Raw genomic sequence first — 23,445 nt, forward strand, 5'->3', positions numbered from 1 at the left:
GCTGGGTGCCCGGGGCCGACGAGGTCGACGACGAGGAGGAGATGCCTCTTTCTCTCCGCCTCTCGATAGCGGACACCCTCACCCTCGGCAACGCCACGTGCGGCTTCATGGCGGTGTACTTCACCACCACCGGCATCCTGATCCCGCACCTCACCGACAGCCAGGAATCCGGCATGGCCCGCAACAGCGCGGCCACGGCGGTCATCCTGATGCTGTGCGCGGCGGTCTTCGACCTCTTCGACGGCCTGGTGGCGCGCAAGCTGCGCTCCTCGCCGATGGGCGCCGAGCTGGACAACCTCTCCGACCTGATCAGCTTCGGCCTCGCGCCGGCGTACTTCGTGCTCGTCTACGGCATGGTCGCCGACGACGCGTCGCAGCGGGTCGCGGCGGTGGGGGCCGTGGTGGTGCTGCTGGCTGTGGTGCTGAGGCTGGCGAGATTCTCCTGTGTGACCCCGGCGAACGGCATGTTCCAGGGCATGCCGTCCCCGTTCGGCGCGCTGACGGTGGTCGCGATCGTGTTGCTGGAGCTGCCCTTCGTGGCGACGCTCCTGGCGATCCTGGGCACCGCGTGGCTGATGGTGAGCCGGGTGGAGTACCCGAAGCCGCGGGGGCGGCTCGCGGGGGCGATGCTCGCCTGGATCGTGCTGGCGATGGGTCTGCTCGCGGCCTGGGCCTTCGGCGCCCCGAGCGGACAGCTTCTCCTCCAGACCGGCTGCGCCCTGCAGCTCGTCATGGGTGCGGTGATCCCCTTGTTCGCCACGGCCCGCCGGGTGAACAACTTCCGCGGCAACAGGCGCGAGGCGCGGGCGGCGCAGCTGCCGTAGTGCTCCGCCGCAGTGCTCCCGAGGGGCCCGAACCGATGACGGTTCGGGCCCCTCGTCGTCTGGGCGGGCCCGGCCGTGCGCCCTCCGCTCCGGTTGCTCAGGCCCCCGGCGTGTAGCCTTGCGCCGCCTCCGACGCCCCCGCTTCCCGTACGACCTTCATGCCGCCCGTGACGCTCTTGTCCGGCTGGAGGATCACGCTCTCATGGGAGGACGGGGCCTTGGGGTCGGTGAAGTCCTGGGCGACACCGAAGCCGATGTCGTAGGAGTCGATCGACAACAGGGCCTTGTCCACGCCTTCCCTGGTGAGGTCCTTGTTCGCGCAGGCCTTCTTCAGGGCCGCTCCGAAGGCCGACACGGCGGTCCAGCCGGCGACGATCCCGTTGTCCAGGGCGTCCTTCGGGTAGGCGGCCCGGTAGTCGGCGACCAGCTTCTTCGCCTGCGGGGTGTCCGCGCCGATGGGGAGCGAGGGGGAGGCCACGTAGTAGTTCTTCATCAGGGCCGGGCCCGCCTGGGTGGCGAGGAGCTGCGGTGCGAAGGCCGAGTTGTTGCCGATGACCGGCACGTCGAAGCCGCTCGCCGCCGCCACTCCCACCAGCGAGGCCGCCTGCCGCGGGCCCGCGCTGAGCACGACCGCCTTGACGCCGGCCTGCTTGAGGGCGGTGACCTGGGCGGTCATGTCGTTGTCGGTGGGTTTGATCTTCTGCTCGACGACGGTCAGTCCGGCCTCCTTCGCGATGTGCCGCGAGCCGGCCAGGGCGCTCTCGCCGTAGTCGCCCTCGAAGTAGACGTGGCCGATCCGGTCCCCCTTCTTGACCCCCTTCTCCTTGATCAGGAAGTCGACCGCGTTGATCGTCTCGATGTCGTAGGTCGATCCGATGACCCGGATGTACGGACTGCCGAGCAGCGCGGCCGACCATGCCTGCGGGAGCACCAGCCCCTTGTCCTGGCCGTCGACGCGCTGCTTGACCGCGGCGACGAACGGTGAGCCGATGAACTGCGTGAAGCCCAGCACCTTCGGTTCCAGCTCGGTGTAGCCGGAGACGGCCTTCTGCGGGTCGTAGCCGTGGTCGCGGACCGCGAGGGCCACCTTGTAGCCGCAGACACCCCCGGCGGCGTTGAGCTGCTTCACGTAGAGCTGCTGTGCCTGGGTGACGCTCTTGCCGAGGGTCGCGTAGACGCCGGTCATGTCGGTGAGCGCGCCGAGCGTGATCGTCTTCCCGGAGACGCCCTCCCCGGTCCTCACGCCGCCGGCGGCCGCCTTGTCGCCGTCCCCGTCGGAGTCCTTCGCCTTGGAGCTGCATCCGGCCAGCACCAGCAGCGCGGCGAGCGCGCCCGCGGCGGCTCTGGCGCCATGTGTCCTGATCATCGTTCCTCCCCTGTGTGGGTGGTGACTCGACGCCGTACGGCCGTCCCGACCAGGCCGCCGGGCAGGAACAGCACCACCAGCACGACGGCGGCGCCGTAGAGGTACCGGGATGCCTCGCCCGGTGCGATGCCGCCCGTTCCGGGGGCGGAGACCAGCGGCAGCGCGTCGCTGTAGCGGGTCAGCAGCTGCGGCAGCAGGGACACGAAGACGGCTCCCGTCACCGCGCCGGAGACCGAGCCGAGCCCACCGACGACGATCATCGCGAGGTACTCCAGCGACAGCGTGATGCCGAAGTAGTCGGGAACGGTCCGCTGGAAGACCAGCGCGAGCAGCACGCCCGCGAGGCCGGCGTACATCGACGACAGCACGAAGACGGCGGCGCGGTGGCGGGCGACCGGCACGCCAAGCACTCCGGCGGCGATGCGGTGGTCGCGGATGGCGTTCATGGCCCGGCCCGGACGGCCGCGCAGGACGCCACGGGCGAAGAGGGCGCCCGCCGCCAGCAGGACGAGACCCGCGTACCAGAGCTTCTCGGCCGATCCGAACGGCACGGCGGCGACGAGGAGTTCACGGTCGTCGAAGGTGAGGCCGAACAGGCTCAGCGGCGGGACGTCACGGCCGTTGGCGCCGCCGGTCAGGTCGTGGGCGTTGAACATCACGTGCTGGCCGATGAAGACGAGCGCGAGCGTGGCGATGCCCAGGTAGGCGCCGCTGAGCCGCCCGGAGATGGGGCTGAACAGCCCGCCCGCGGCGCCGGCGACGAGCACCGCGAGCATGGCGGCGAGCCAGGTCGGCAGACCCAGTCCGGTCAGTCCGTCGCCGCCGTCGGCCGCGAACACGCAGTAGCCGTAGGCGCCGACGGCGAGGAAGAAGGCGTGCCCCATGGAGAGCTGCCCGGTCGCGCCGGTGAGGAGGTTGATGCCGATCGCGCCGATGGCGGCGGCCATCGCGAACAGGCCCGCCTGGAGCCAGAAGCGGTCCAGGTAGAAGGGCAGGGCCAGCAGGACGACGATGCCGGCACCCCAGAGACACGTGCGCGTCCGGACGATCCGCAACGGTTTCACCAGGACCTCAGACACGGGCGAGCTCCTTTGTGCCGAACAGCCCGGCGGGCCGGACGAGCAGGATCGCGACCATCACGAGGTAGGGCGCCAGGTCCCCCAACCCCCGGCCCAGGAAGGTCAGATCGCTCTGGTAGCCGGTCGCGAGGGACTCCGTGACCCCGACCAGCAGGCCGCCCACCAGCGCGCCCGTCGTCGAGTCGAGGCCGCCGAGGATCGCCGCCGGGAAGGCCTTCAGGGCGGCCAGCGAGGTGGCCCGTTCCAGGCCCGGCGTCGGGAACACGGTCAGGAACAGGGCGGCCACGGCGGCGAGTCCGCCCGCCACCGCCCAGGCGCCCAGCGACACCCGTCCCAGCCGTACCCCCATCAGCGCGGCCGTCTCCGTGCTCTCCGCCGCCGCCCGCATCGCGACCCCCCACGACGTGTACCGGAAAGCGAGCAGGAACGCGGTGATGAGCAGCGCGGCGGCCAGGAACGCGGCGATCCGGGTGTGGGCGAGCGAGATCGGTCCGAGCCTGAGCACGGCGTCTCCCCAGGGGTCGCCGGGTGTCAGGACGTCCGTGCCGATACGGCGGGTCAGTTCGGTCGTGAGCAGGATGTCCACACCGATGGTGACGATGGCCAGGACGCTGTGGTCGCTGCCCCGGTAGCGCCGCATCACCAGGAACTCCACGGCGGCCCCGACCAGCGCGGCACCCGCGATCCCGACGAGGAGCGCGGGCCAGAAGCCGATGTCGTCGTGGAGGGTGGCGGTGACGTATCCGCCCGCCAACAGCAGGGACGCGTGGGCGAAGTTGACGACCTCGGTGGCCCGGAAGATCACCACGAAGCCGAGCGCGATGAGCGCGTACACCGACCCCAACGAGACGCCGTTCAGCAGGATTTCGGCGAAGGTGCTCATGACGCGGCCCCCAGGTACGCCCGCACGACAGCGGGATCGTTCTGTACGTCGGCGGGGGCGCCGCCCGCGATCCGGCGCCCGAAGTCCAGTACGGTCACCGCGTCCGCGAGCCGCATCACCACCCCCATGTCGTGTTCCACCAGGACGATCGAGATGCCGAGGGAGTCGCGAACACCCGCGATCACGGCGGCTGTCCGGCGTCGTTCGTCGGCGGTCATGCCCGCGACCGGCTCGTCGAGGAGCAGCAGGCGGGGTTCCATGCAGAGCGCGCGGGCGAGTTCGGCGAGCTTCTGCTGCCCGTACGGCAGGGAGCCCGCGGGGCGTGCCAGGCAGTCCGCGATGCCGACGAACTCGGCGATCTCCCGGACGCGTTCACGGTGGAGCCGTTCCTCGCGGGCCGCCGACGGCAGCCGGAGTCCCGCGGCGAGGAAGCCGGTCCGGGTGAGCCGGTACCGGCCGAGAAGCAGGCTTTCCTCGACGGAGGCGCGGGGCGGCAGGGCGAGGTTCTGGAAGATGCGGGCGACGCCGAGGGCGGCGATGCGGTGCGCGGGCATCCCGGTGAGTTCGTGCGCGCCGAAGCGGACGCTGCCGGCGGTGGCCCGGTAGACACCGGAGAGGACGTTGAAGCAGGTGGACTTTCCGGCGCCGTTGGGGCCGATGAGGGCGTGGACGGTGCCGGGGTCCACGGTGAAGCCGACGTCGTCGAGGGCGGTGAGTCCGGCGAAACGGACGGTCAGCCCGCGGACCTCCAGCAAGTCCATCGCGGTCACCCTTTCCATCTCGTGAGGCTCCGGCCCGTCGCCCGGTCCGCGTCGGCTGCCGCGTCCTCGTCGACCACGCCGAGGTAGCGGCGGCGGACCTCGTCGGAGGCGGACAGTTCGGCGGCCGGACCCGACAGGGTGACCTCGCCGACTTCGAGGACGTACGCGCGCGTGGCGAGCCGCAGGGCGAGGGCCGCGTTCTGTTCGACGAGGAGGACGGAGGTGCCCTGGGTGTTGATCTCCCGGACGGTGTCGGCGATCCGTCGGGCCATGAGCGGGGCGAGACCCAGGGAGGGTTCGTCCAGAAGGAGGACCCTGGGGGTGGCCATCAGGGCGCGGGCGACGGCGAGCATCTGCTGTTCGCCGCCGGAGAGGAGTCCGGCGCGCTGCGCGGCGCGTTCGGCGAGTACGGGGAACAGTTCGTGGACGCGGTCGAGGGCTGCGGACCGGCGCGAGCGGGTGCCGCCGAGGGCGCCGGCGCGCAGGTTGTCGGCGACCGTCATGCGCGCGAACACCCGTCGGCCCTCCGGCACTTGGGAGACTCCCGCGGCGACCACCCGGTCGGGTGCCAGACCGTGCAGGCGGTGGCCGTCCAGAGTGACCGTGCCCTCGGTGACCGCGCCGCCGTGGAAGGAGAGGGTCCGGCTGATCGCGCGCAGCAGTGTGGACTTGCCCGCGCCGTTGCCGCCGAGCACCGTCACCACGGCTCCCTCGGGCACCTCCAGGGACACCCGGCGCAGGGCGCGCACGGGGCCGTACCCGACCGACAGGTCTCGGACGACCAGTCCGGCTCCGGTCATGGAATCCCCCTTGTCCGTACTCGGTGTGGCGCTCACCCCAGCACCGGCGCGGGCGTGCGTCCACGGCCCGCGGCGGAATCGCTGCGGGTGCCCAGCGGGCCGGTGCCGCCGTTGTGCACGCGCACAACACCGCGTGTCAGGGGCCTGTGCGCGGCCGGGTCCTGGTGGCATCCTCCGGGCCATGGGAGCGCGACGGCCGCGGACCGGTCATGACTGGAAGCTGCTCGCGGAGTCCTGCACGGCTCTGCTGGATCGGGTGCCGGAGCTGGTCGACGAGCACCTGAGGCAACTCACCGACCACTCCCCCGTCTACGGACAGGTGCTGGCGTACGACCAGCAGTGGCGGGAGGCGGAGGAGGCGATACGGATCGGCATCGAGACGATCTCCGCGCCCCGGGACTCGCCGCGCCGCGACCTGGAGTACGCCGAGGACGCCGGCCGGCGCCGGGCCCACCAGGGGCTGCCGCTGGACCTCCTGGTGCACGCGTACCGGAACGCCGGCTATCTGGTGTGGGACGCGCTCGTGGAGGGGACGGCCGGGCGGGAGCCGGAGCGGCTCGCGGCGCTGATGCGGTCGACGACGATGGTGTGGTCGGCGGTGGACGCGCAGGCGCAGGCGGCGTCGGAGGCGTACCGGGCCACCGAGGCGGAGCTCAGACGGCGAACGGACGAACAGTTGCAGGCGCTCCTCGACGCGCTGCTGGAGGGGCAGGCGACCCCGGGGCTCGCGGCGCGGGCGGCGGCGGGGCTCGATCTGCCGGAGCACGGGCCGTACGCGGTGGTGGTGCTGCGGGCCGAGCGGCGGGAGGCGGCCGAGCGGCCGGTGCGGGGTGCCGGGTTCCGGTTCATCTGGCGGATGCGGGCCGACGGTGAGGTGGCGGTCGTGGCGCTCGCGCCCGGTCAGGGGCTGGACGGCGTGGCGCGTGCGTTGGAGGGGCGCTGTTCGGGGCCGGGCGGGATCAGTCCGGTGGTGCCGGGGCTCGCCGAGCTGGGCCGGGCCCGGCGGCTCGCCGAGCTGGCGCTGCGCACGTGTCCGCCGGACGCCACCGCGGTCGTACGCCTCGATCAGCGGATGCCGACCGCGCTGGTGGTGAGCCAGCCGGAGCTGGCCGACCGGCTGGTGAAGGACGTGTTCGGCGCGCTCCTGGAGCTGGAGCCCGCCGACCGGGCCGTTTTGCTGGAGACCCTCGATGTGTGGCTGGTGTGCGAGGGGTCGGCGGGGCGGGCCGCCGGACGCCTGTACTGCCACCGCAACACGGTCTTCAACCGGCTACGGCGGCTGGAACAGCTCACGTCCCGGTCGCTGGCCCGCCCCCGGGACCTGATCGAGCTGACACTGGCGCTGGACGCGTACCGGTTGTCGGGGGTGCGGGGGTGAGGGGCGGGGCCCGCGCCCCTCGAAACCGCGTTCAGACCAGGAAGTCCCGGCCGATCCGTTCCGCCACGTCCTCCAGGATCGGGCCCGCCTCGGAGATGCACTTCTGGATGTCGGGCTCGGCGTCGGTGAGGGGGTAGACGCGGCGGATGCCCGCCCGGCCGAGGGCCTCCGGGGGCAGGGCGAGGCGGCCGCACACGGCGACGACCTCCTTGCCCTTGGCGCGGGCGGCCGCGGCGACACCCGCCGGGGCCTTGCCGTGCAGGGTCTGCTCGTCGAGGGAGCCCTCGCCGGTGATCACCAGGTCCGACCACTCCAGCGCGGGCGCGAAGCCCAGGACGTCGAGCATGACCTCGATGCCGGGGCGGAACGCGGCACCGACGAGCAGGGCGGCGTAGCCGATGCCGCCGGCGGCCCCCGCACCCGGCGAGGCGGCGTACTCGGCGGCCTTCGCACCGACGGCCTCCTCCAGCACCTTCGCGTAGTGGGCCAGCGCTGCGTCCAGGGCCTCGACGTCGTCCGGGGAGGCGCCCTTCTGGGGGCCGTAGACCGCGGCGGCGCCCTTGGGGCCGGTCAGCGGGTTGTCGACGTCGCTGGCCAGGATGAACTCGACGGACGCGAACCGCGGGTCCAGGCCGGACAGGTCGGCCGAGGCCAGGTCGGCGAGGCCACCGCCGCCGGGGGCCACGGGCTCGCCGTCGGCGTCCAGGAAGCGGGCGCCGAGCGCGGACAGCATTCCGGCGCCGCCGTCGGTGGTGGCGCTGCCGCCGACCCCGAACACGATCGTGCGCGCGCCGGCGTCCAGCGCGGCGCGCAGGAGCTCCCCGGAGCCGTACGTCGACGCCGTGCGCGGCGCGAAGACGCCCGCGGGCAGCCGCTGCAGGCCACTGGCCTCGGCCATCTCGACGACGGCCGTGTCACCGCGGACCGCGAAGGCGGCGGTGATCTCCTGGCCCAGCGGCCCGGCGACCGCCACCTCCCGGCGCTCGAAACCGGCCGCTACGGCCGCGGCGACGGTGCCGTCACCGCCGTCCGCGACGGGCAGCGCCTCGACCTCCAGGTCCGGCACGACCCGGCGCAGCCCGGCCGTCACCCGCTCGGCGACCTGCACGGCCGTGAGCGAGCCCTTGAACTTGTCCGCGGCGATGAGCACGCGCTGTGTCACGTTTTCCCCTTGCTCTCCGGGCCTCGCGCACGTCAAGGCCAGTCGCGCCGTTGCGACCTTAACCGCAGACGCCCCCGGAGTCATGCACCGCCCAGCCCCTGAGAAGGCCCTGCGAACCCTCTGTGCGGTGCTCCGGAATGGGGTAAACCGGAGCTATGACCCTTGTGGGCACTGACCCAGAGCTCGCCGACCGCATCCTCGGGGGCTGGCTCGGCCGGATCGCGGGCAACATGCTCGGCAAGCCGGTCGAGCAGGGCGACCTGTGGACGCGGGACCGGATCGACCGTTATCTCCGGCAGGCCGCCGCCCTGCCCCTGACCGACTACCTTCCCGAGCCCGTCGGCGAGAGCGACGGTTTCGAGCTGCGGCCCGAGTGGCGCGAGTGCGTGCGCGGCCGCATCCACGGCAGCTGCCGTGACGACGACGTGGACTACGCCATCCTCGGCCTCGACCTCCTGGAGACCCACGGCTTCGGCTTCAGCACCGAGCAGGTGGGCGACCTGTGGCTGCTGAGACTGCCGTATCTGCAGACGTTCACCGCGGAGCGGGCCGCCTATCGCAACCTCGCCAACGGGCTGAAACCGCCACTGACGGCGACGTACGACAACCCCTGCCAGGAGTGGATCGGGGCGCTCATCCGCGCCGACATCTACGGCTGGACCTGTCCCGGCGCCCCGCGCCGCGCCGCCTTACTGGCCCGCCGGGACGCGGTGCTCTCGCACACCGGGAACGGCGTGTACGGGGCGATGTGGGCGGCGGCGCTGATCTCGGCGGCGTTCACCGTCGACACCGTGCGGCAGGCCGTGGACCAGGCGCTCGCGGTGATTCCCGCGAGCAGTCGCCTCGCCCGCACGGTACGCCGGGTGACGTCCCTGCACGACACTCGGATGACCTGGGAGGACACGCTGACCACGGTCGCGGAGGAGACCGCCGGTCTCGGCTGGATCCACACCATCCCGAACGCGGCCGTCCTGACCGCCGGACTGCTCTACGGCGACGGCGACTTCACCCGCACCATCACGCTCACCGTCCGGGGCGGCCTGGACACCGACTCCAACGGCGCGACCGCGGGCTCGGTGGCCGGGGTGCTCACCGGGGCGGACGCGATCCCGGACCAGTGGAAGGAGCCGCTGGAGGACAGGGTGCGCAGCGCGGTGTTCGGCTTCGACGGGGTGCACATCAGCGAACTGGCCGAGCGGACGGTGCGGTTGGCGGGAGCGGAGGCCTGAGGCAACCGGGCCGAGGTGTGCGGAAGGCGAGGGCGACAGCGACAGGCACGGGACCACACCCGTGCGTGTGACCGACTGCTGAGCCGTCCCAGGGCACCCCGTCGGCTGGTTACCCTTCGAAGGGTGACCACCACCCAAGACTTCGCCACGTACATCGCCGGTCTCCCCCGTGTCCTCGCCGGTGCCGCCGCCCTCTTCCGTGACCAGGCCGGCCGGGTGCTGCTCGTCGAGCCCAACTACCGTGAGGGCTGGGCGCTTCCGGGCGGCACGGTCGAGTCCGACGAGGGTGAGACCCCGCGCCAGGGCGCGCGCCGTGAGACCGCCGAGGAGATCGGCCTGGACCGTGAGCTCGGGCGGCTGCTGGCCGTGGACTGGGTGCACGGGACGGCCCGCCCGCCGCTGGTCGCGTACCTGTACGACGGCGGGGTGCTCGCCGAGGACGACTTCAAGGCGATCCGCCTCCAGGAGGAGGAGCTGCTGTCCTGGCGGCTGGTGCCGCGCGAGGAGCTCGCCGAGTACCTTCCGGGCGCCCTCGGCCGCCGGGTCGTGGCCGCGCTGGACGCGCTGGCGGACGGCTCGGGCACGGTGGAGCTGGAGAACGGCCACCGGGCGGGCTGACGCGGACGCGTCCAGCGGCCGGTGCGGCACGCCACGGCCGTGGCGTGGCGTGGCGTGGCGTGGCGTGCGGTACGCATATCCGTTCGCTCCATCCCGATCACCCGCCCTACCCTCGGTGCCATGACCAAGCCCCTCGTCGCCCTCCTCAGCGGCGCCGGTATCTCGACCGACTCCGGGATCCCCGACTACCGCGGCCCGAACGGCCTGTGGCGCAAGGATCCCGAGGCCGAGAAGCTCGTGACGTACGAGTACTACATGGGCGATCCGGAGATCCGCCGCCGCTCGTGGCAGATGCGGCGGGCGAACCGCACGCTGAAGGCGGAGCCCAACGCGGCGCACGTGGCGGTGGCCGAGCTGGAGAGGTCCGGGGTGCCGGTGCGGGTGATCACGCAGAACGTGGACGGGCTGCACCAGCTGGCCGGGTTGTCCGCCCGCAAGGTTCTCGAACTGCACGGCACCGCGCGGCAGGTGGTGTGCACGAAGTGCCACGCCCGCGGTTCGATGGAGGACGCGCTCGCCCGGGTCGAGGCCGGCGAGGCGGACCCGCCGTGCCTGGACTGCGGCGGCATCCTCAAGTCGGCGACGGTGATGTTCGGCGAGCGTCTGGACCCTGTCGTGCTCGGCGAGGCGGTCGCCATCACCAAGGCGTGCCAGATCTTCATCGCCGTCGGCTCCACGCTCCAGGTCCAGCCGGCTGCGGGCCTCGCGGGCGTCGCCGCCGACCACGGCGCCCGTCTCGTCATCGTCAACGCCGAGCCGACCCCGTACGACGACCGCGCCGACGAGGTGATCCGGGAGCCGATCGGCACGGCGCTGCCCGAACTCATGCGCAGGGTCAGGTCGTTCGGGGGGCTGTGATCCCTTGCCGCCGAAACCGGCGGCAAGCCGGCGGGCGGATCTCGCATCCACTGTCGAGAGTTACTGCCCGATGGCACGGAGGACGGAGTCACCGATCGGCCCCAGCCAGCCCGCGAACGAGGACAGGGCTCCCGCGAGGGTCCCGCCGGCGGTGACGGCCGCACCCGCCGCGGTCACCAGCCTGGTGATCCGCACCAGACGCTGGGCCGTGGTGGTGCGATCCGGAGAAGGGGAAGCGAGTTCGGCATCGAGGGACGCGACTTCGGTGTTCACCTCGCTCGCGACATCGGGCGGGAGGGCCAGGTGGTCGAGCTCCGAGCGCAGCAGCCCTAGCATGGCACGCGGATCCGTGGCCGTCGCGAATTGTCCGTGCTGGCCACCGTGAATGGTCTGGTCACCGGCGACGTTGTTGATGTTGCCCTGCTGGCTGCCGATATGGAATGTCACTTGGATGTCCCCTCGCATGAGTCACCGGCGGCGCACGGCCGCGTCGAACGAGCGTTGACGGGATGCGGCGATGACGTGCATCACCAGCCCGGTCATCATCAGGACCGTGCCGACGCCGGCGGCCGCCCAGCCGAGAAGGAACACCGGAAAGCCACCGATCTCCGTGCCGAACATATCTCCCGGGCCTGGCCATTCATTGGGATCCTCGGATACGGGATCCCCTATGTGGCCCATGAATCGCAGAATTCCATAGGCGAAGACAGCGAAGCCGCTCAAGAAGAGCACGAACCCGAACAGAATGATTCGTCGAGCTCTCGTGCGAGCTGCGGCGATCTGCCGGAGAAAGCTCTCCTGCCTTTGATCGACATACTGGTGCCCACCCACATTGTTGATGTTGGCACCGTACTGCTGACCCACATCGAATCGCGGGGCACTGCTCACTTCCGACATCAGGACGGTGCCCTGGGCGGCCTCATGCTCTCGCGGAGCACTGCCGGGCCATTCGTAGCGGATGCTCACGCTGCCCAACGTAAGCACATCACCGTCGTGCAGCGTCTGAGGGGCGGCGAGAGGACGATCGTTCACCGAGGTGCCGTTGGCTGAGCCGAGGTCTTCCAAGACCACGTTCGCTCCCGAGCGACTCAAGATCGCGTGCCTGCCGCTCACATACGGATCGTCTATCCGAATGTCACAACCGGGATCTCGACCGAGGACCGATCTGGCAGCGGCCAGGCGGAGAGGAGATCCATACAGGTGCGATGGATGAATGAACGTGAGCTGGGGACCGGAGCGATCGGGATAACTCGCCATAATCCCACCCCCGTAAGAACTGGATGGAGGAATCATGTTATCCATGGCGGTTTATTGACGACCCGCACAGAACCTACTATTCCCCACCATAATACACCGGAACTGTGTTCACGCGCTGCTGGGGGCGCCCGTTCAGAACAGCGCCGCCCCTCGCTCGAAGTCCAGCAGTCGCTGCTTGCGCTCCAGTCCGCCGCCGTAGCCCGTGAGGCTGCCGTCCGCGCCGACCACGCGGTGGCAGGGGATGATGATGCCGATGGGGTTCCTGCCGTTGGCGAGGCCGACCGCGCGGGAGGCCTTGGGGTTGCCTAGGGCGTCGGCGAGTTCGCCGTAGGTGCGGGTCTCGCCGTGCGGAATCCGGCGCAGCTGGTCCCAGACCGTGCGCTGGAACGGTGTTCCGTGCAGGCGCAGTTCCAGGGTGAACTCCTTCAACTCGCCCTGGAAGTAGGCCTTGAGCTGGTCCTCGGCCTCCTTGGACCATGCGTCGTCCGGCTCGCCGAAGGTCTCCTCCGACGGGCGGTGGCGCTGGTCGGTCATGTAGAGGCCGCACAGGACGCCGTCGTCGGCGACGAGGGTCAGAGGGCCGTAGGGGCTGTCGATCACGGTGTGCTGTCTCACGGAACGTCCTTACACGGGAAGAAAGTTGATCGGGTGGCTGTCGGTCGCCCACAGGTACTGGACCGCGTAGGCCCGCCAGGGCCGCCAGGCCGCCGCGCGGGCCGTGAGCGCGGCCGGGGTCGAGGGCAGGCCCAACTCCTGGGCGGCGCGGCGGATTCCGAGGTCGGTCGGGAGGAAGGCGTCCGGGTCGCCGAGGGCGCGCATGGCGATCACGTCGACCGTCCAGGGGCCGAAGCCGGGCAGGCCGAGGAGGCGGGCACGGGACTCCGACCAGTCGCTCTCCACACCCAACTGGAGGGCTCCGTCAGCCAGTTGGCTCACCAGGGTGGTGAAGGTCGTACGGCGGGTGCGGGGCATCGCGAGCGAGGTGGGGTCCACCGCGGCCAGGGCCTCGGGGGACGGGAAGAGGTGTGTCAGTCCGCCCTCGGGGTCGTCGACGGGTTCGCCGTGGGCCGTGACCAGGCGGGCCGCGTGGGTGCGGGCCGCCGCTGTGGAGACCTGCTGGCCGAGGACGGCCCGTACGGCGAACTCCGCCTCGTCGACGGTGCGCGGGACGCGTCGGCCGGGCGCCTTGTCCACCAGGGGGGCCAGCAGCGGGTCCGTGCGCAGTTGGTCGTCGATCGCGACGGGGTCGGCGTCCAGATCGAGCATCCGGCGGCAGCGGCTGATGGCGACGGTCAGGTCGCGCAGGTCGCTGAGCGTCAACCGGCAGGCGATGTGGTCCGGTTGGGGTGTCAGAGCCACGACACCGTGTCCGTACGGCAGTCGCAGCGTGCGCCGGTACGCGCCGTCCCGCCGCTCCTCCACGCCCGGCACGGCGGTGGCCGCGAGGTGGCCGAAGAGGTTGTCGGGGTTGAGGGGGGTGCGGAACGGCAGGCGCAGGGAGAGGAAGCCGGGGGTGTCCGGCGCGGACTTCTTCGCGGCGCGGGTGCGCAGGTCGCTCGGTGGGAGCGCGAAGACCTCGCGCACGGTGTCGTTGAAGGTGCGGATCGCGGAGAACCCGGCCGCGAAGGCGATGTCCGCCATCGGGAGCGCGGTCGTCTCGATGAGGATCCTCGCCGTCTGGGCGCGCTGGGCCCGGGCGAGGGCGAGCGGTCCGGCCCCGAGTTCGGCGAGCAGCTGGCGTTCGATCTGCCGGGTGCTGTAGCCGAGGCGGGCGGCGAGGCCGGGCACGCCCTCGCGGTCGACCACGCCGTCGGCGATCAGCCGCATCGCGCGGGCCACGAGGTCGGCGCGCTGGTTCCACTCCGGCGAGCCCGGGCTGGTGTCGGGCCGGCACCGCTTGCAGGCGCGGAAGCCCGCCTGCTGGCAGGCCGCCGCGCTCGGGTAGAAGGTCATGTTCTCGGGCTTGGGCGGGACGACCGGACAGCTCGGCCGACAGTAGATACGGGTCGTCAGGACGGCCGTGAAGAACCATCCGTCGAACCGCGCGTCCTTGGACCGCACGGCGCGCACACAGCGCTCGGTCTCGGTGTACATCCCCGTCTGCATGCGTCCAGCATCGGCCACCCGGCGGAGCTCGGCTGGCGAGAATCCGACATCAACCTCGCGTGCCCTGGAACGGGACTCGGCCCGGTCGCCACGCGGACTCGCGCAGGAGCCGCAGCCCGTTGAGGCCGACGAGGACCGTCGACCCCTCGTGCCCGGCCACCCCGAGCGGCAGCGGCAGGTGGCCGAGGAGGTCCCACAGGACGAGTCCGGTGATGAAGGCACCCGCGATCACCAGGTTCTGCAGGACCAGCCGGCGGGCGGCCCGGGACAGTCGTACGACCGCCGGAACGGTCGCGAGCTCGTCGCGTACGACGACCGCGTCCGCCGTCTCCAGCGCGAGGTCGGCGCCCGCACGGCCCATCGCGATGCCGGAGTGGGCGGCGGCGAGCGCGGGGGCGTCGTTGACGCCGTCCCCGACGAACAGGACCTTGCGCCCGGCGTCCTGGAGCCGGCGTACGGCCTCCACCTTGCCCTCGGGCAGCAGGTCGGCGCGGACGTCCGTCAGGCCGGTGGCCTCGGCGACCCTCGCGGCGGCCCGCGCGTTGTCGCCGGTGAGCAGGACGGGGGCCGTGCCGGTCAGGGCGGTGAGCGCGGCGGTGGCGGCGCCGGCCTGCGGGCGGAGGCGGTCGGTGAGGGCGAGGGTGCCGAGGGGGATGCCGTCGCCGGTCACGAGGACGACGGTGGCGCCGGCCTCCGCGCCGGGGACGACCGCCGCAGGGCTCCCGGGGCCCGCGCTCCCCTTGCTGTCGGCACCCGCGCTCCCGGTCCGGCGGGCATCCATGGCCTCGGGGCGGCCCACTCCCGTGTCCGGAGGGACGAGGTCCGACGGGTCACCCGCCCGGCCGACCTCGATCCTCCGCCCTCCGACCACCGCCGTCACCCCGCTCCCGGGCACGGCGACGAAGTTCCGCGCGTCCGCGATCCGCAGCCCCCGCTCCCCGGCCGCACGCACCACGGCCCGCCCCAGCGGATGCTCGCTGGGATGCTCGGCCGCGGCGGCCAGGGCGAGGAGGTCGTCCGGGGCGAGCCCCGAGCCCGGCAGCGGCCGTACCTCCGAGACCTCCGGCGCCCCCTCCGTCAGCGTTCCCGTCTTGTCGAGGGCCACGGCGTCCACCTCCCCGAGCCGCTCCATCGCGACGGCCGACTTCACCAGGACGCCGTGCCGCCCGGCGTTGGCGATGGCGGACAGCAGGGGCGGCATGGTCGCGAGGACGACCGCGCACGGCGAGGCGACGATCATGAAGGTCATCGCGCGCAACAGCGCGTCCGTGAGGTCGGCGCCGAACAGCATCGGCACGCCGAACACGGCGAGCGTGGCGATCACGATGCCCACCGCGTACCGCTGTTCGATCTTCTCGATGAACAGCTGCGTCGGCGCCTTGGTCCTGGAGGCCTCCTCGACCAGGGTCACGATGCGGGCGATCACGGAGTCGGCGGGGTCGCGTTCGACCCGCACGCGCAGCACGCCGGTGCCGTTGAGGGTGCCGGCGAAGACCTCGTCGCCGGGGCCCTTGGCGACCGGGAGGGGTTCACCGGTGATGGTGGCCTGGTCGGCCTCGCTCGCGCCGTCCAGGACCCGGCCGTCGGCGCCGATGCGCTCGCCCGGCCGGATCAACAGGACGTCTCCGAGGGTGAGTTCTCCCGTCGGGACCGTTTCCTCGCCGTTCCCCGTGACCCGGGTCGCCATCGTCGGCGCGAGGTCGAGCAGGCCGCGTACCGAGTCGGCGGTGCGGGCGGTGGCCAGGGCCTCCAGGGCGCCGGACGTGGCGAAGATGACGATGAGCAGGGCGCCGTCCAGGACCTGGCCGATCGCGGCCGCGCCGAGCGCCGCGACGATCATCAGCAGGTCGACGTCCAGGGTCCTCCCGCGCAGCGCCCTGAGCCCTTCGAGGGCCGGTTCCCAGCCGCCGGTGGCATAGGCGAGCGCGTACAGCGGGCCGTACGCCCACCACGGCAGGCCGCCGAGGTCCAGCGCGAGACCGAGCAGGAACGCGGCGGTCGACGCCAGCGCCCAGCGGGTCTCGGGGAGGGCCAGCACCCGGGTGCGGCGGGGTGCCGACCGAGTGGGTGGGGGGACACGAACGGGGGTGAGAGTCGTGGACACCCGAGCACCATACAGGAACACATGAAGACTCGTTCATCTGTTCATGTGCGATGGGTAAGATACCGCCCATGGGTCATGGAGCCGTCACCACCGCGCAGGAAACCGCCGAGCGCGTACGCCTGGACGCGGCGAACGTGGCCAAGGTGGCCACCACCCTCCAGGCCCTGTCCACGCCCTCCCGCCTGCTCATCCTCGCGAGGCTGCGCGAAGGTCCGCTGCCGGCCACGGAGTTGGCCGCCGAAGTGGGCATGGAGCAGTCGGCGTGCTCGCACCAACTGCGCTTGCTGCGCAACCTGGGCCTGGTCGTGGGCGAGCGCCGGGGCCGGTCGGTGGTGTACACGTTGCACGACCACCATGTCGCCGAGCTGCTCGACCAGGCCGTCTTTCACGTGGAACACCTGCGGCTGGGGCTCAGTGACGCCACCGAGTGAGCCTCCCCGGCAGCTGATGTGGCCGCTGTACGCGGCCGGGTTCACCACGGCTTTCGGCGCGCACGGCATCGCCGCGAACCTCGGCGCGGACTCGCAGGACGCGGTCACCTCACTGCTCGTGCTGGGGGGCCTGCTCGCCCTGTACGACGGTGCCGAGGTGCTGCTCAAGCCACTGTTCGGCACGATCGCCGACCGGATCGGGGCGCGCCCCGTGCTCCTCGGCGGACTGCTGGCCTTCGCCGTCGCGTCCGCGCTCTACGCCCTCGCCGACAGCCCCGGCCGGCTGTGGGCCGCACGACTCGGGCAGGGCGCGGCGGCCTCCGCCTTCTCCCCCGCCGCGTCCGCGCTGGTGGCCCGGCTGAACCCGGCGGCCAAACAGGGGCGGGCTTTCGGGAGTTACGGCTTCTACAAGTCCGTCGGCTACACCCTGGGGCCGCTGCTCGGCGGCGTCCTGGTGTGGGCGGGCGGACTGCGCCTGCTGTTCACGGTACTGGCGGTGCTGGGCGCGGCCGTGGCCGTGTGGGCGCTGCTCGCCGTTCCCGTCGTACCGCCCCTCCCCCGGGCCCGGCAGACTGTCCTCGACCTGGCGCGGCGGCTGACCGACCCGGTGTTCCTGATCCCGACGGCCGCGCTCGCCGGGGCGACCGCCGCGCTCTCGGTGGGTGTGGGCTTCCTGCCCGTGTCGGGTGCGGTGGCGGGGCTCGGCACCGTGGCGACGGGTGCCGCGGTGTCGGTGCTCGCGGCTTGCACGGCGGCCGTCCAGCCGCGTGCCGGGCGGGCGTTGGACGCGGGACGGATCACGGTTCGGGGCGGGTTGAGTGCCGGGTTGCTGCTGGCGGCGGCCGGTCTGGGCTGCGCGATGCTGCCCGGGCTCGCGGGTGTGCTGCTGGGGGCCGCGCTGATCGGCGTCGGGACGGGGCTGATCACCCCCCTCGGGTTCGCGGCGCTCGCGGCCTCGACTCCGCGGGAGCGGCTGGGGCAGACGATGGGGGCGGCCGAGCTGGGACGCGAACTGGGCGACGCCGGTGGCCCGTTGCTGGTCGCCGGAGTGGCCACCGCGGCGAGTCTGACGTACGGGTACGGGGTGCTGGCGGTGCTCCTCGCGTGCGGCCCGTTGGTGGCGGTGGGCCTGCTGCGCCGACGGGGGTGAGGCGTTCCCGGCAAACCGGGGACGCCCCACCCGCGCGGTGCGCTAGGCGGAGGCCGTCGGCCGCCGCGAGGCCGCCGTCGCCCGGGCCACGTCCGTAAGCGGCCGCAGCCGGTAGGTGTACGAGTAGTCCCGGTTGGCGAACAGCTTGTACTCGTCGTGGGTGTGCGCGCCCCAGCTGTTGTCGCCGCCGACGCCCATCTGCCGGTGGTTCACCCGCAGCACGACCGCGTCGCGCGGGGTGAGCTGGTAGTCGTGGCGCACCCCGTTGGACAGGTCCTCCGGCGTGAAGTGCGAGGCGTTGACCTCCAGAAGCGGCTCACCCGAGACGAGCAGTCCCACGCCGTCACGGTCGGTCAGGGCCGCCCAGCGCACATCCGTCTTGTTGCCGTTCTCCTGCGGGCGGATGTAGGAGGTCCACTGCTCGGCGACGGTCCCGGACCAAAGGCCCACGTCCGTACCGTCGTTGCGGTCCCAGTGGTTTTCCTCGGGTCCGCGGCCGTAGTAGTGCAGCCGGTCCAGGCGGCGCGGCAGGAACAGGATCGTGCCGACCTCCGGGATGTACGGCAGTGAACTCGCCCCCGGGTGCAGGGTGTTGTCGACCTTGATCTCACCGTTGCCGAAGACCGTGTAGGTCGTGGTGTACGCCGACTCGGTCGTCGTCGGCAGGGTGCCGCTCACCTTGATCTCGACGGCCCGGTCCCGCAGCGCCCGCACGCTCACGTCGGTCACCTTGCGGTTGGCACCGGCGTCGCGCCAGGTCTGGTTGCGGGTGTGCTGCCCGTTGCCGTGGTCGTTGTCGGTGGGCGCCCGCCAGAAGTTCGGGACGGGGCCCGAGGTGATCAGACGCGTGCCATGGGCCCTGTACGACGTGATGGTCCCGGTGCCCTTGTCGACGGTGACGGAGAAGTCCTTGCCGTTGACGGTGACTTGGCCGGAGGCGTCCTTGTACGTCAGGGCCGGGACCTTCGCGAGCGGCACCGGCGTCACCGCCGGGCTGTCCGCGTCGACGGCCAGCTGCTGCTTGGCCACCTCGAAGCCGGCCTTCGCCCAGGGCGTGGACTCCTTGGTGGTGAAGGAGAGTTGGAGGAAGTACTCCGTGCCGGGCGCGGGGGCGCTCGGGAGCTTGTACGGGACGGTGATGTTCTTGCTCGACAGCGGTGCCACGTTCAGCTGGTCCCGTGTCAGCTTCCCGCGCTGCACCACCTTCCCGTCGGCGGAGAGCGTCCAACTTCCGCCGAGTTCCCGGAGGTTGGTGAACAGGTACTCGTTGGTCAGCGCCACCGAGCCGTCCGGGGCCCAGGACGCGTTGACGGCCTGGTAGATCTGCTTGACCTCGGCGGCCTTTCCGGTGTGGCCGCGGTCGGCGGTGACGATGCCGTCCGCGACGAAAGCGCCGTCGTTGGGGTTGTCACCCCAGTCGCCGCCGAAGGCGAAGAAGGTCTTCTGGGCGGGCCGCTTCTCGCTGAGCCCCACGGTCGCCGCGTCGAACCAGAACCGCACGCCCTCGTCGCCGGGCCCCCTGCTGTCGGAGGCCAGTTCGGCGGCGCTCAGGGCACGGCCGTACACGCGCGCTTTCCTGATCGTGCCGCTGAACTCCCTTGTGGGGTTGTCGACATCGACGGCCAGCGCGAGCGGCGCGGTGTTGCTGCTCGGCCGCTGTGTCGTGGCCCTGGTCGACCTCACCTGGCCGTCCACATGGAGGGTCAGCGTGCCCGCGGCCGCGTCGAAGACACCGGCGACATGGTGCTCCCTGCCCGTCCAGTCGTCCGGGAGCGCCCAGGTGGCGGTGATCCACTGGCCGCCGCCGTAGATGAAGAACTCCAGTGTCCTTTCGGACTGCTTGAGGGCGTACTGGGTGTCGCCCTTGGCGATGATCGGCTGGTGATAGCCCGTCACCTTCGGGGTGACCCATGCTTCCAGGGTCAGCGAGCCGGTGAGGTCGAGGCGGGCGTCGCGGGCGAAGACCGTGGCACCGGAGACACCCTTGACACGGTCGAACCCGGCGCTCGCGGGCAGGACTTCACCCTGCAGCGCGCCGGGCCCGCTCTCGGTCAGCAACTGGCGTACCGGGACCGGCTCGGTGAGTGACTGGTCGACGAAGTCCCAGATCCAGCCGCCCTGGAGAACGGGGTAGCGGCGGACGATGTCCCAGTACTTCTTGAAGTTGCCGTTGGAGTTCCCCATCGCGTGGCAGTACTCGATCATCACGTACGGCCGGGTGTCCGCGGTGTCCTTGGCGTGCTGCTCCACGCGTGCGGGGCTGTCGTACATCTCGGAGCGGATGTCGCTGATGGTGGGCCGGTCGTCGCCCTCGTACTGGACGACGCGGGTGGTGTCGTACGACTTGATCCAGTCCCGCATGTTGACGAACGTGCTGCCGCCGCCCGCCTCGTTGCCCAGCGACCAGATCACCACCGAGGCGTGGTTCTTGTCGCGGTGGACCATGTTCTGGGCACGCGCCACACAGGCCGCGCTCCAGTCGGGGTGGTTGCCCGGGTACTCGCCGCGGATGCCGTGGGTCTCCAGGTTGGTCTCGTCGACGAGGTAGAGGCCGTACTCGTCGGCGAGTTCGAGCCACAGGGGGTTGTTGGGGTAGTGCGAGGTGCGGACCGAGTTGATGTTCAGCCGCTTGATGATCGTCATGTCCTTCACGAGGTCCGCGCGGGTGAGCGCGGTGCCGCGGTCCGGGTGCATCTCGTGACGGTTGGTGCCACGGAAGGAGACGGGCTTGCCGTTGATGCGCATCAGCCCGTCCTTCAGGGCGAACTCACGCAGGCCGACGCGGTGCGAGAGCGTCTCGATCACCTTGCCGGCGGGGTCGCGCAGCCGCAGGACGGCGGTGTAGAGATTCGGGTGCTCTGCCGACCACAGCTTCGGCCCGGGCACGGCCTTCGCCGCCTGGACGGTCGTCTCGTCGCCGGAGTCCAGGGCGACGGCCTGCTGGAGCGGGCGGGACCAGACCGCGTGGCCGCCCGCGTCGTAGAGCTGCGTCTCGACCGTGTAGCGGCCCTGGTTGCCGCCGCCGTAGTCGCGCACGCTCGCGGTGACCGAGAGTTCGGCGGACGTGTAGTCGTCGCCGAGCGGGGTGTCCAGCTTGAAGTCGCGCAGGTGGACGGCCGGGGTGGAGTAGAGGTAGACCGAGCGGAAGATGCCGCTCAGCCGGATCATGTCCTGGTCCTCCAGCCAGTCGCCGTCGGAGTAGCGGTAGACCTCGACCGCTATCTGGTTGGTGCCCGGCTTGAGGTGCGGGGTGATGTCGTACTCGGCGGGGGTGTAGGAGTCCTCGTGGTAGCCGACGAGTTCACCGTTGACCCACACGTAGTGGGCGGACTTGACGCCCTCGAAGTGCAGGAAGGTCCGCCGCCCGGACCAGTCCTTCGGGACGGTGAAGGTGCGCCGGTACTGGCCGACGGGGTTGTAGCGGGTCGGGGCGGCGGGCGGCTGTGCCTCCTCGCCGAGGCCGTTGGGGCCCCACCAGGGGTAGGTGATGTTGATGTAGATCGGGAAGTCGTAGCCATGCACCTGCCACACCGAGGGGACCGGAATGGTGTCCCAGTCCTTGTCGTCCACGTCGGTGCGGTAGAAGTCGGTGTCGCGGTCGTCGGGGCGGTCGGCGTAGGCGAACTTCCACTTGCCGTCGAGGCTCACGCGGTACGGCGAGCGGGTGCGGTCGGCGGCGAGCGCCTGGCCGACGTTGGCGTACGGCATGAGGGTGGTGTGCGGGGGCTCGGTACCCACCCGGAAGAGGTCGATGGCGCCGTTCCACTCCGGGGCGCCCTCCGCCGCGTGTCCGCGGCCGGCCAGAGGCCCGGAGGAGAGGGCGAGGGCGCCGAGGACGGCGGCCCCCGACTCCAGCAGACGCCGGCGGCTGATGGGGGCAGGCAGATACGGGTGGGGCATCGGTGGAACCTTCCTCGGGACGACAGTGCGGTGTACGTACTGAGGGAGCGTCAATTCCTGTGCACTATTGGTGACTTTGAGGCACAGGATGCGACTCAACCTAGATCCCGAAGACGTGCGAGGCAATGACTCTGTCGGACTTTGTGTGGTCCTGGGGACATGACGACATGCGGCACCCCCGCGTGCGCTCACGCGGGGGTGCCGTGGGGCGAGGTGCGGTGGTGTCAGGTGGTGGCCGGCAAGGAGGGCAGTCCGCCGCCGAGGAGTCCGGTGACGGTCCCGACCACGGCGCCCAGGAGGCCGGTGACCGCGCCCACCACACCGTTCAGATCCAGCGAGGTCAGCGACTTGAGCAGGTCGTCGATCGTGGACTGGAGAGAGTCCAGGAGGTCGGAGACCGGGTCGGCCGCGGCGGACCGGTCCGTGCCGCTGCCGCTCGGCTGCCGCAGCTTTTCCTGGACCTCGGCGTTCGCCGCCGCCACGGCCTTCGCGTGGGCGGCCGCCTCGCTCGCGTCGAGCCGGTTGCCGTCCTGGGCGGTGATGTCGGTGACGGCGTCCAGGAGGGGCCGCAGGACACTGCCGTGCTCGGCCCGGTCCAGTGCGTCGAGGCGGTCCGTCAGGGTGTCCGCGTCGGCGGTGCCGTAGCCGGTGACCGTGTGGGCCACACCGTGGTCCGACGCGCCGCGGCCTGCGTCGACGGCGGCGGCCGCGGTGCCGACCGGGCCGAGGATCAGCGCGGCACAGACCAGAGACGGCAGGAGGAGGCCGCGGGAGACGAGGGGGCGCATGCAGGGTCCTTTCGAAGAGCTTCGTAGGGCCCACCGTGAGAACCGGCCGGATGTCCCGCAACCGGTACCGGGGCCGGGTGACCGGCCGGTCACTGCCTCCAGGCGGCTCTGAACAGGCACTTTTCCCCGCACCCTCCCCCTTTTTTCAGGCGGTGGGACGTTCGGCCGTCAGGGTGTGGGCCGTTCGGCCGGGGGCCCACGGGCCCGGCGAGGTCAGCCGACCTGCCGTGCGAACGCCTGGTACGCCCTCTCGTCGAACAGCACGAACCGGGCCTCCTCGACCGCGGTCTCCGTCTCCCGTACGGTCTCCACCGCGATCCGGGCGGCGTCGTCGAGCGGCCAGCCGTAGATGCCGGCGGAGACGGCCGGGAAGGCGACGGTGCGGGCGCCCAGCTCGTCGGCGACGCGCAGGGACTCGCGATAGCAGGACGCCAGTAGCTCCGAGCGGTCCTCCTCGCGGCTGTAGCGAGGGCCGACGGTGTGGATCACCCAGCGCGCGTCCAGCTCGCCCGCGGTGGTGGCGACCGCCTTTCCGGTGGGCAGCCCCTTGCCGTAGTGAGAGGCACGCAGCTTCCGGCAGTCCGCCAGGATCGCGGGGCCGCCGCGGCGGTGGATGGCACCGTCGACTCCTCCTCCACCGAGGAGGGAGGAGTTCGCGGCGTTGACGATCGCGTCGGCGCTCTCTCGGGTGATGTCGCCCTGGACGAGCCTGATGGTGGTCATGACCACCACTCTCGCACCACCTGTGGAG

At 71.7% G+C, this 23,445-nt stretch carries 21 protein-coding genes; 7 read left to right on the plus strand and 14 right to left on the minus strand.

The genetic code is table 11. The annotated features are described in order from the left end of the window. Window positions 1–5: 5 nt before the first annotated feature. Entirely contained in the window at window positions 6–824 is an 819-nt protein-coding gene (pssA, locus tag ABZT02_RS28765; protein WP_356022536.1) for a CDP-diacylglycerol--serine O-phosphatidyltransferase, read from the plus strand. Window positions 825–921: 97 nt separating this feature from the next. Here the strand turns inward: pssA and ABZT02_RS28770 are convergent, their stop codons facing one another. Genes ABZT02_RS28770 through ABZT02_RS28790 form a run of 5 tightly spaced genes read right to left on the minus strand, consistent with a single transcriptional unit; the run spans window position 922 to window position 5,713 of the window. After that, window positions 922–2,190, minus strand: coding sequence for an ABC transporter substrate-binding protein (locus tag ABZT02_RS28770; protein ID WP_356022336.1), 1,269 nt, complete (start codon window positions 2,188–2,190; stop codon window positions 922–924). Then, window positions 2,187–3,269, minus strand: coding sequence for a branched-chain amino acid ABC transporter permease (locus ABZT02_RS28775; RefSeq protein ID WP_356022338.1), 1,083 nt, complete (start codon window positions 3,267–3,269; stop codon window positions 2,187–2,189). The genes ABZT02_RS28770 and ABZT02_RS28775 overlap by 4 nt, the downstream gene beginning before the upstream one ends. Continuing rightward, the gene (locus ABZT02_RS28780) at window positions 3,262–4,152 is read right to left on the minus strand and encodes a branched-chain amino acid ABC transporter permease (RefSeq protein ID WP_356022340.1); all 891 of its coding nucleotides are present in this window, start codon (window positions 4,150–4,152) and stop codon (window positions 3,262–3,264) included. Before ABZT02_RS28780 ends, ABZT02_RS28775 begins: the two co-directional genes overlap by 8 nt. Continuing rightward, window positions 4,149–4,913 (minus strand): ABC transporter ATP-binding protein, encoded by a 765-nt coding sequence (locus ABZT02_RS28785; RefSeq protein ID WP_356022342.1) that lies wholly within the window; start codon window positions 4,911–4,913, stop codon window positions 4,149–4,151. The genes ABZT02_RS28780 and ABZT02_RS28785 overlap by 4 nt, the downstream gene beginning before the upstream one ends. 5 nt (window positions 4,914–4,918) lie before the next feature. Further along, window positions 4,919–5,713: an ABC transporter ATP-binding protein gene (locus tag ABZT02_RS28790; RefSeq protein WP_356022345.1), complete on the minus strand. Its 795-nt coding sequence runs from the start codon at window positions 5,711–5,713 to the stop codon at window positions 4,919–4,921. A gap of 181 nt (window positions 5,714–5,894) precedes the next feature. Between ABZT02_RS28790 and ABZT02_RS28795 the strand changes: the two genes are divergently transcribed. Continuing rightward, complete coding sequence (locus ABZT02_RS28795) at window positions 5,895–7,091, plus strand: helix-turn-helix domain-containing protein (protein ID WP_356022347.1); 1,197 nt, start codon at window positions 5,895–5,897, stop codon at window positions 7,089–7,091. A gap of 31 nt (window positions 7,092–7,122) precedes the next feature. Here the strand turns inward: ABZT02_RS28795 and ABZT02_RS28800 are convergent, their stop codons facing one another. Continuing rightward, a complete protein-coding gene (locus ABZT02_RS28800; protein WP_356022538.1) occupies window positions 7,123–8,241 on the minus strand; it encodes a glycerate kinase in 1,119 nt (372 codons plus the stop codon). A 167-nt stretch (window positions 8,242–8,408) separates the two neighbouring features. Here ABZT02_RS28800 and ABZT02_RS28805 point away from each other — a divergent pair, with 167 nt between their 5' ends. The 3 genes from ABZT02_RS28805 (at window position 8,409) to ABZT02_RS28815 (ending at window position 10,958) form a co-directional block, all read left to right on the plus strand. After that, on the plus strand, window positions 8,409–9,482 hold the full coding sequence (locus tag ABZT02_RS28805; RefSeq protein WP_356022349.1) for an ADP-ribosylglycohydrolase family protein: 1,074 nt from the start codon (window positions 8,409–8,411) through the stop codon (window positions 9,480–9,482). A gap of 123 nt (window positions 9,483–9,605) precedes the next feature. Continuing rightward, window positions 9,606–10,100, plus strand: a complete 495-nt coding sequence (locus ABZT02_RS28810; protein ID WP_356022352.1) for an NUDIX hydrolase — start codon at window positions 9,606–9,608, stop codon at window positions 10,098–10,100. A 120-nt stretch (window positions 10,101–10,220) separates the two neighbouring features. Next, entirely contained in the window at window positions 10,221–10,958 is a 738-nt protein-coding gene (locus ABZT02_RS28815; protein ID WP_356022355.1) for a Sir2 family NAD-dependent protein deacetylase, read from the plus strand. A 60-nt stretch (window positions 10,959–11,018) separates the two neighbouring features. Here the strand turns inward: ABZT02_RS28815 and ABZT02_RS28820 are convergent, their stop codons facing one another. The 5 genes from ABZT02_RS28820 to ABZT02_RS28840 form a co-directional block, all read right to left on the minus strand. Further along, on the minus strand, window positions 11,019–11,405 hold the full coding sequence (locus ABZT02_RS28820; protein WP_356022357.1) for a hypothetical protein: 387 nt from the start codon (window positions 11,403–11,405) through the stop codon (window positions 11,019–11,021). Between the two features lie 21 nt (window positions 11,406–11,426). After that, on the minus strand, window positions 11,427–12,260 hold the full coding sequence (locus tag ABZT02_RS28825; RefSeq protein ID WP_356022359.1) for an FHA domain-containing protein: 834 nt from the start codon (window positions 12,258–12,260) through the stop codon (window positions 11,427–11,429). Between the two features lie 87 nt (window positions 12,261–12,347). Further along, on the minus strand, window positions 12,348–12,830 hold the full coding sequence (locus tag ABZT02_RS28830; protein WP_356022362.1) for a methylated-DNA--[protein]-cysteine S-methyltransferase: 483 nt from the start codon (window positions 12,828–12,830) through the stop codon (window positions 12,348–12,350). 9 nt (window positions 12,831–12,839) lie between these two features. Next, window positions 12,840–14,309 carry an AlkA N-terminal domain-containing protein gene (locus ABZT02_RS28835; protein WP_356022541.1) on the minus strand — a complete coding sequence of 490 codons (1,470 nt, stop codon included), beginning with the start codon at window positions 14,307–14,309 and terminating at the stop codon, window positions 12,840–12,842. 61 nt (window positions 14,310–14,370) lie between these two features. Beyond that, window positions 14,371–16,425, minus strand: a complete 2,055-nt coding sequence (locus ABZT02_RS28840) for a heavy metal translocating P-type ATPase (RefSeq protein WP_356022365.1) — start codon at window positions 16,423–16,425, stop codon at window positions 14,371–14,373. A gap of 68 nt (window positions 16,426–16,493) precedes the next feature. Here ABZT02_RS28840 and ABZT02_RS28845 point away from each other — a divergent pair, with 68 nt between their 5' ends. Continuing rightward, the gene (locus tag ABZT02_RS28845; RefSeq protein ID WP_356022367.1) at window positions 16,494–16,856 is read left to right on the plus strand and encodes a metalloregulator ArsR/SmtB family transcription factor; all 363 of its coding nucleotides are present in this window, start codon (window positions 16,494–16,496) and stop codon (window positions 16,854–16,856) included. A 16-nt stretch (window positions 16,857–16,872) separates the two neighbouring features. Continuing rightward, window positions 16,873–18,006, plus strand: a complete 1,134-nt coding sequence (locus tag ABZT02_RS28850; protein WP_356022543.1) for an MFS transporter — start codon at window positions 16,873–16,875, stop codon at window positions 18,004–18,006. Between the two features lie 42 nt (window positions 18,007–18,048). On the opposite strand, the gene ABZT02_RS28855 is transcribed toward ABZT02_RS28850, so the two are convergent. From ABZT02_RS28855 to ABZT02_RS28865, 3 genes are all read right to left on the minus strand, one after another. Continuing rightward, window positions 18,049–21,906: a glycoside hydrolase family 2 TIM barrel-domain containing protein gene (locus ABZT02_RS28855; RefSeq protein WP_356022369.1), complete on the minus strand. Its 3,858-nt coding sequence runs from the start codon at window positions 21,904–21,906 to the stop codon at window positions 18,049–18,051. Between the two features lie 224 nt (window positions 21,907–22,130). Next, window positions 22,131–22,694 carry a hypothetical protein gene (locus ABZT02_RS28860; protein ID WP_356022372.1) on the minus strand — a complete coding sequence of 188 codons (564 nt, stop codon included), beginning with the start codon at window positions 22,692–22,694 and terminating at the stop codon, window positions 22,131–22,133. A gap of 213 nt (window positions 22,695–22,907) precedes the next feature. Next, window positions 22,908–23,417, minus strand: coding sequence for an O-acetyl-ADP-ribose deacetylase (locus ABZT02_RS28865; RefSeq protein ID WP_356022374.1), 510 nt, complete (start codon window positions 23,415–23,417; stop codon window positions 22,908–22,910). Between the last annotated feature and the right edge of the window lie 28 nt (window positions 23,418–23,445).

The organism is Streptomyces sp. NPDC005402, assembly GCF_040606575.1.
Taxonomy (GTDB): domain Bacteria; phylum Actinomycetota; class Actinomycetes; order Streptomycetales; family Streptomycetaceae; genus Streptomyces.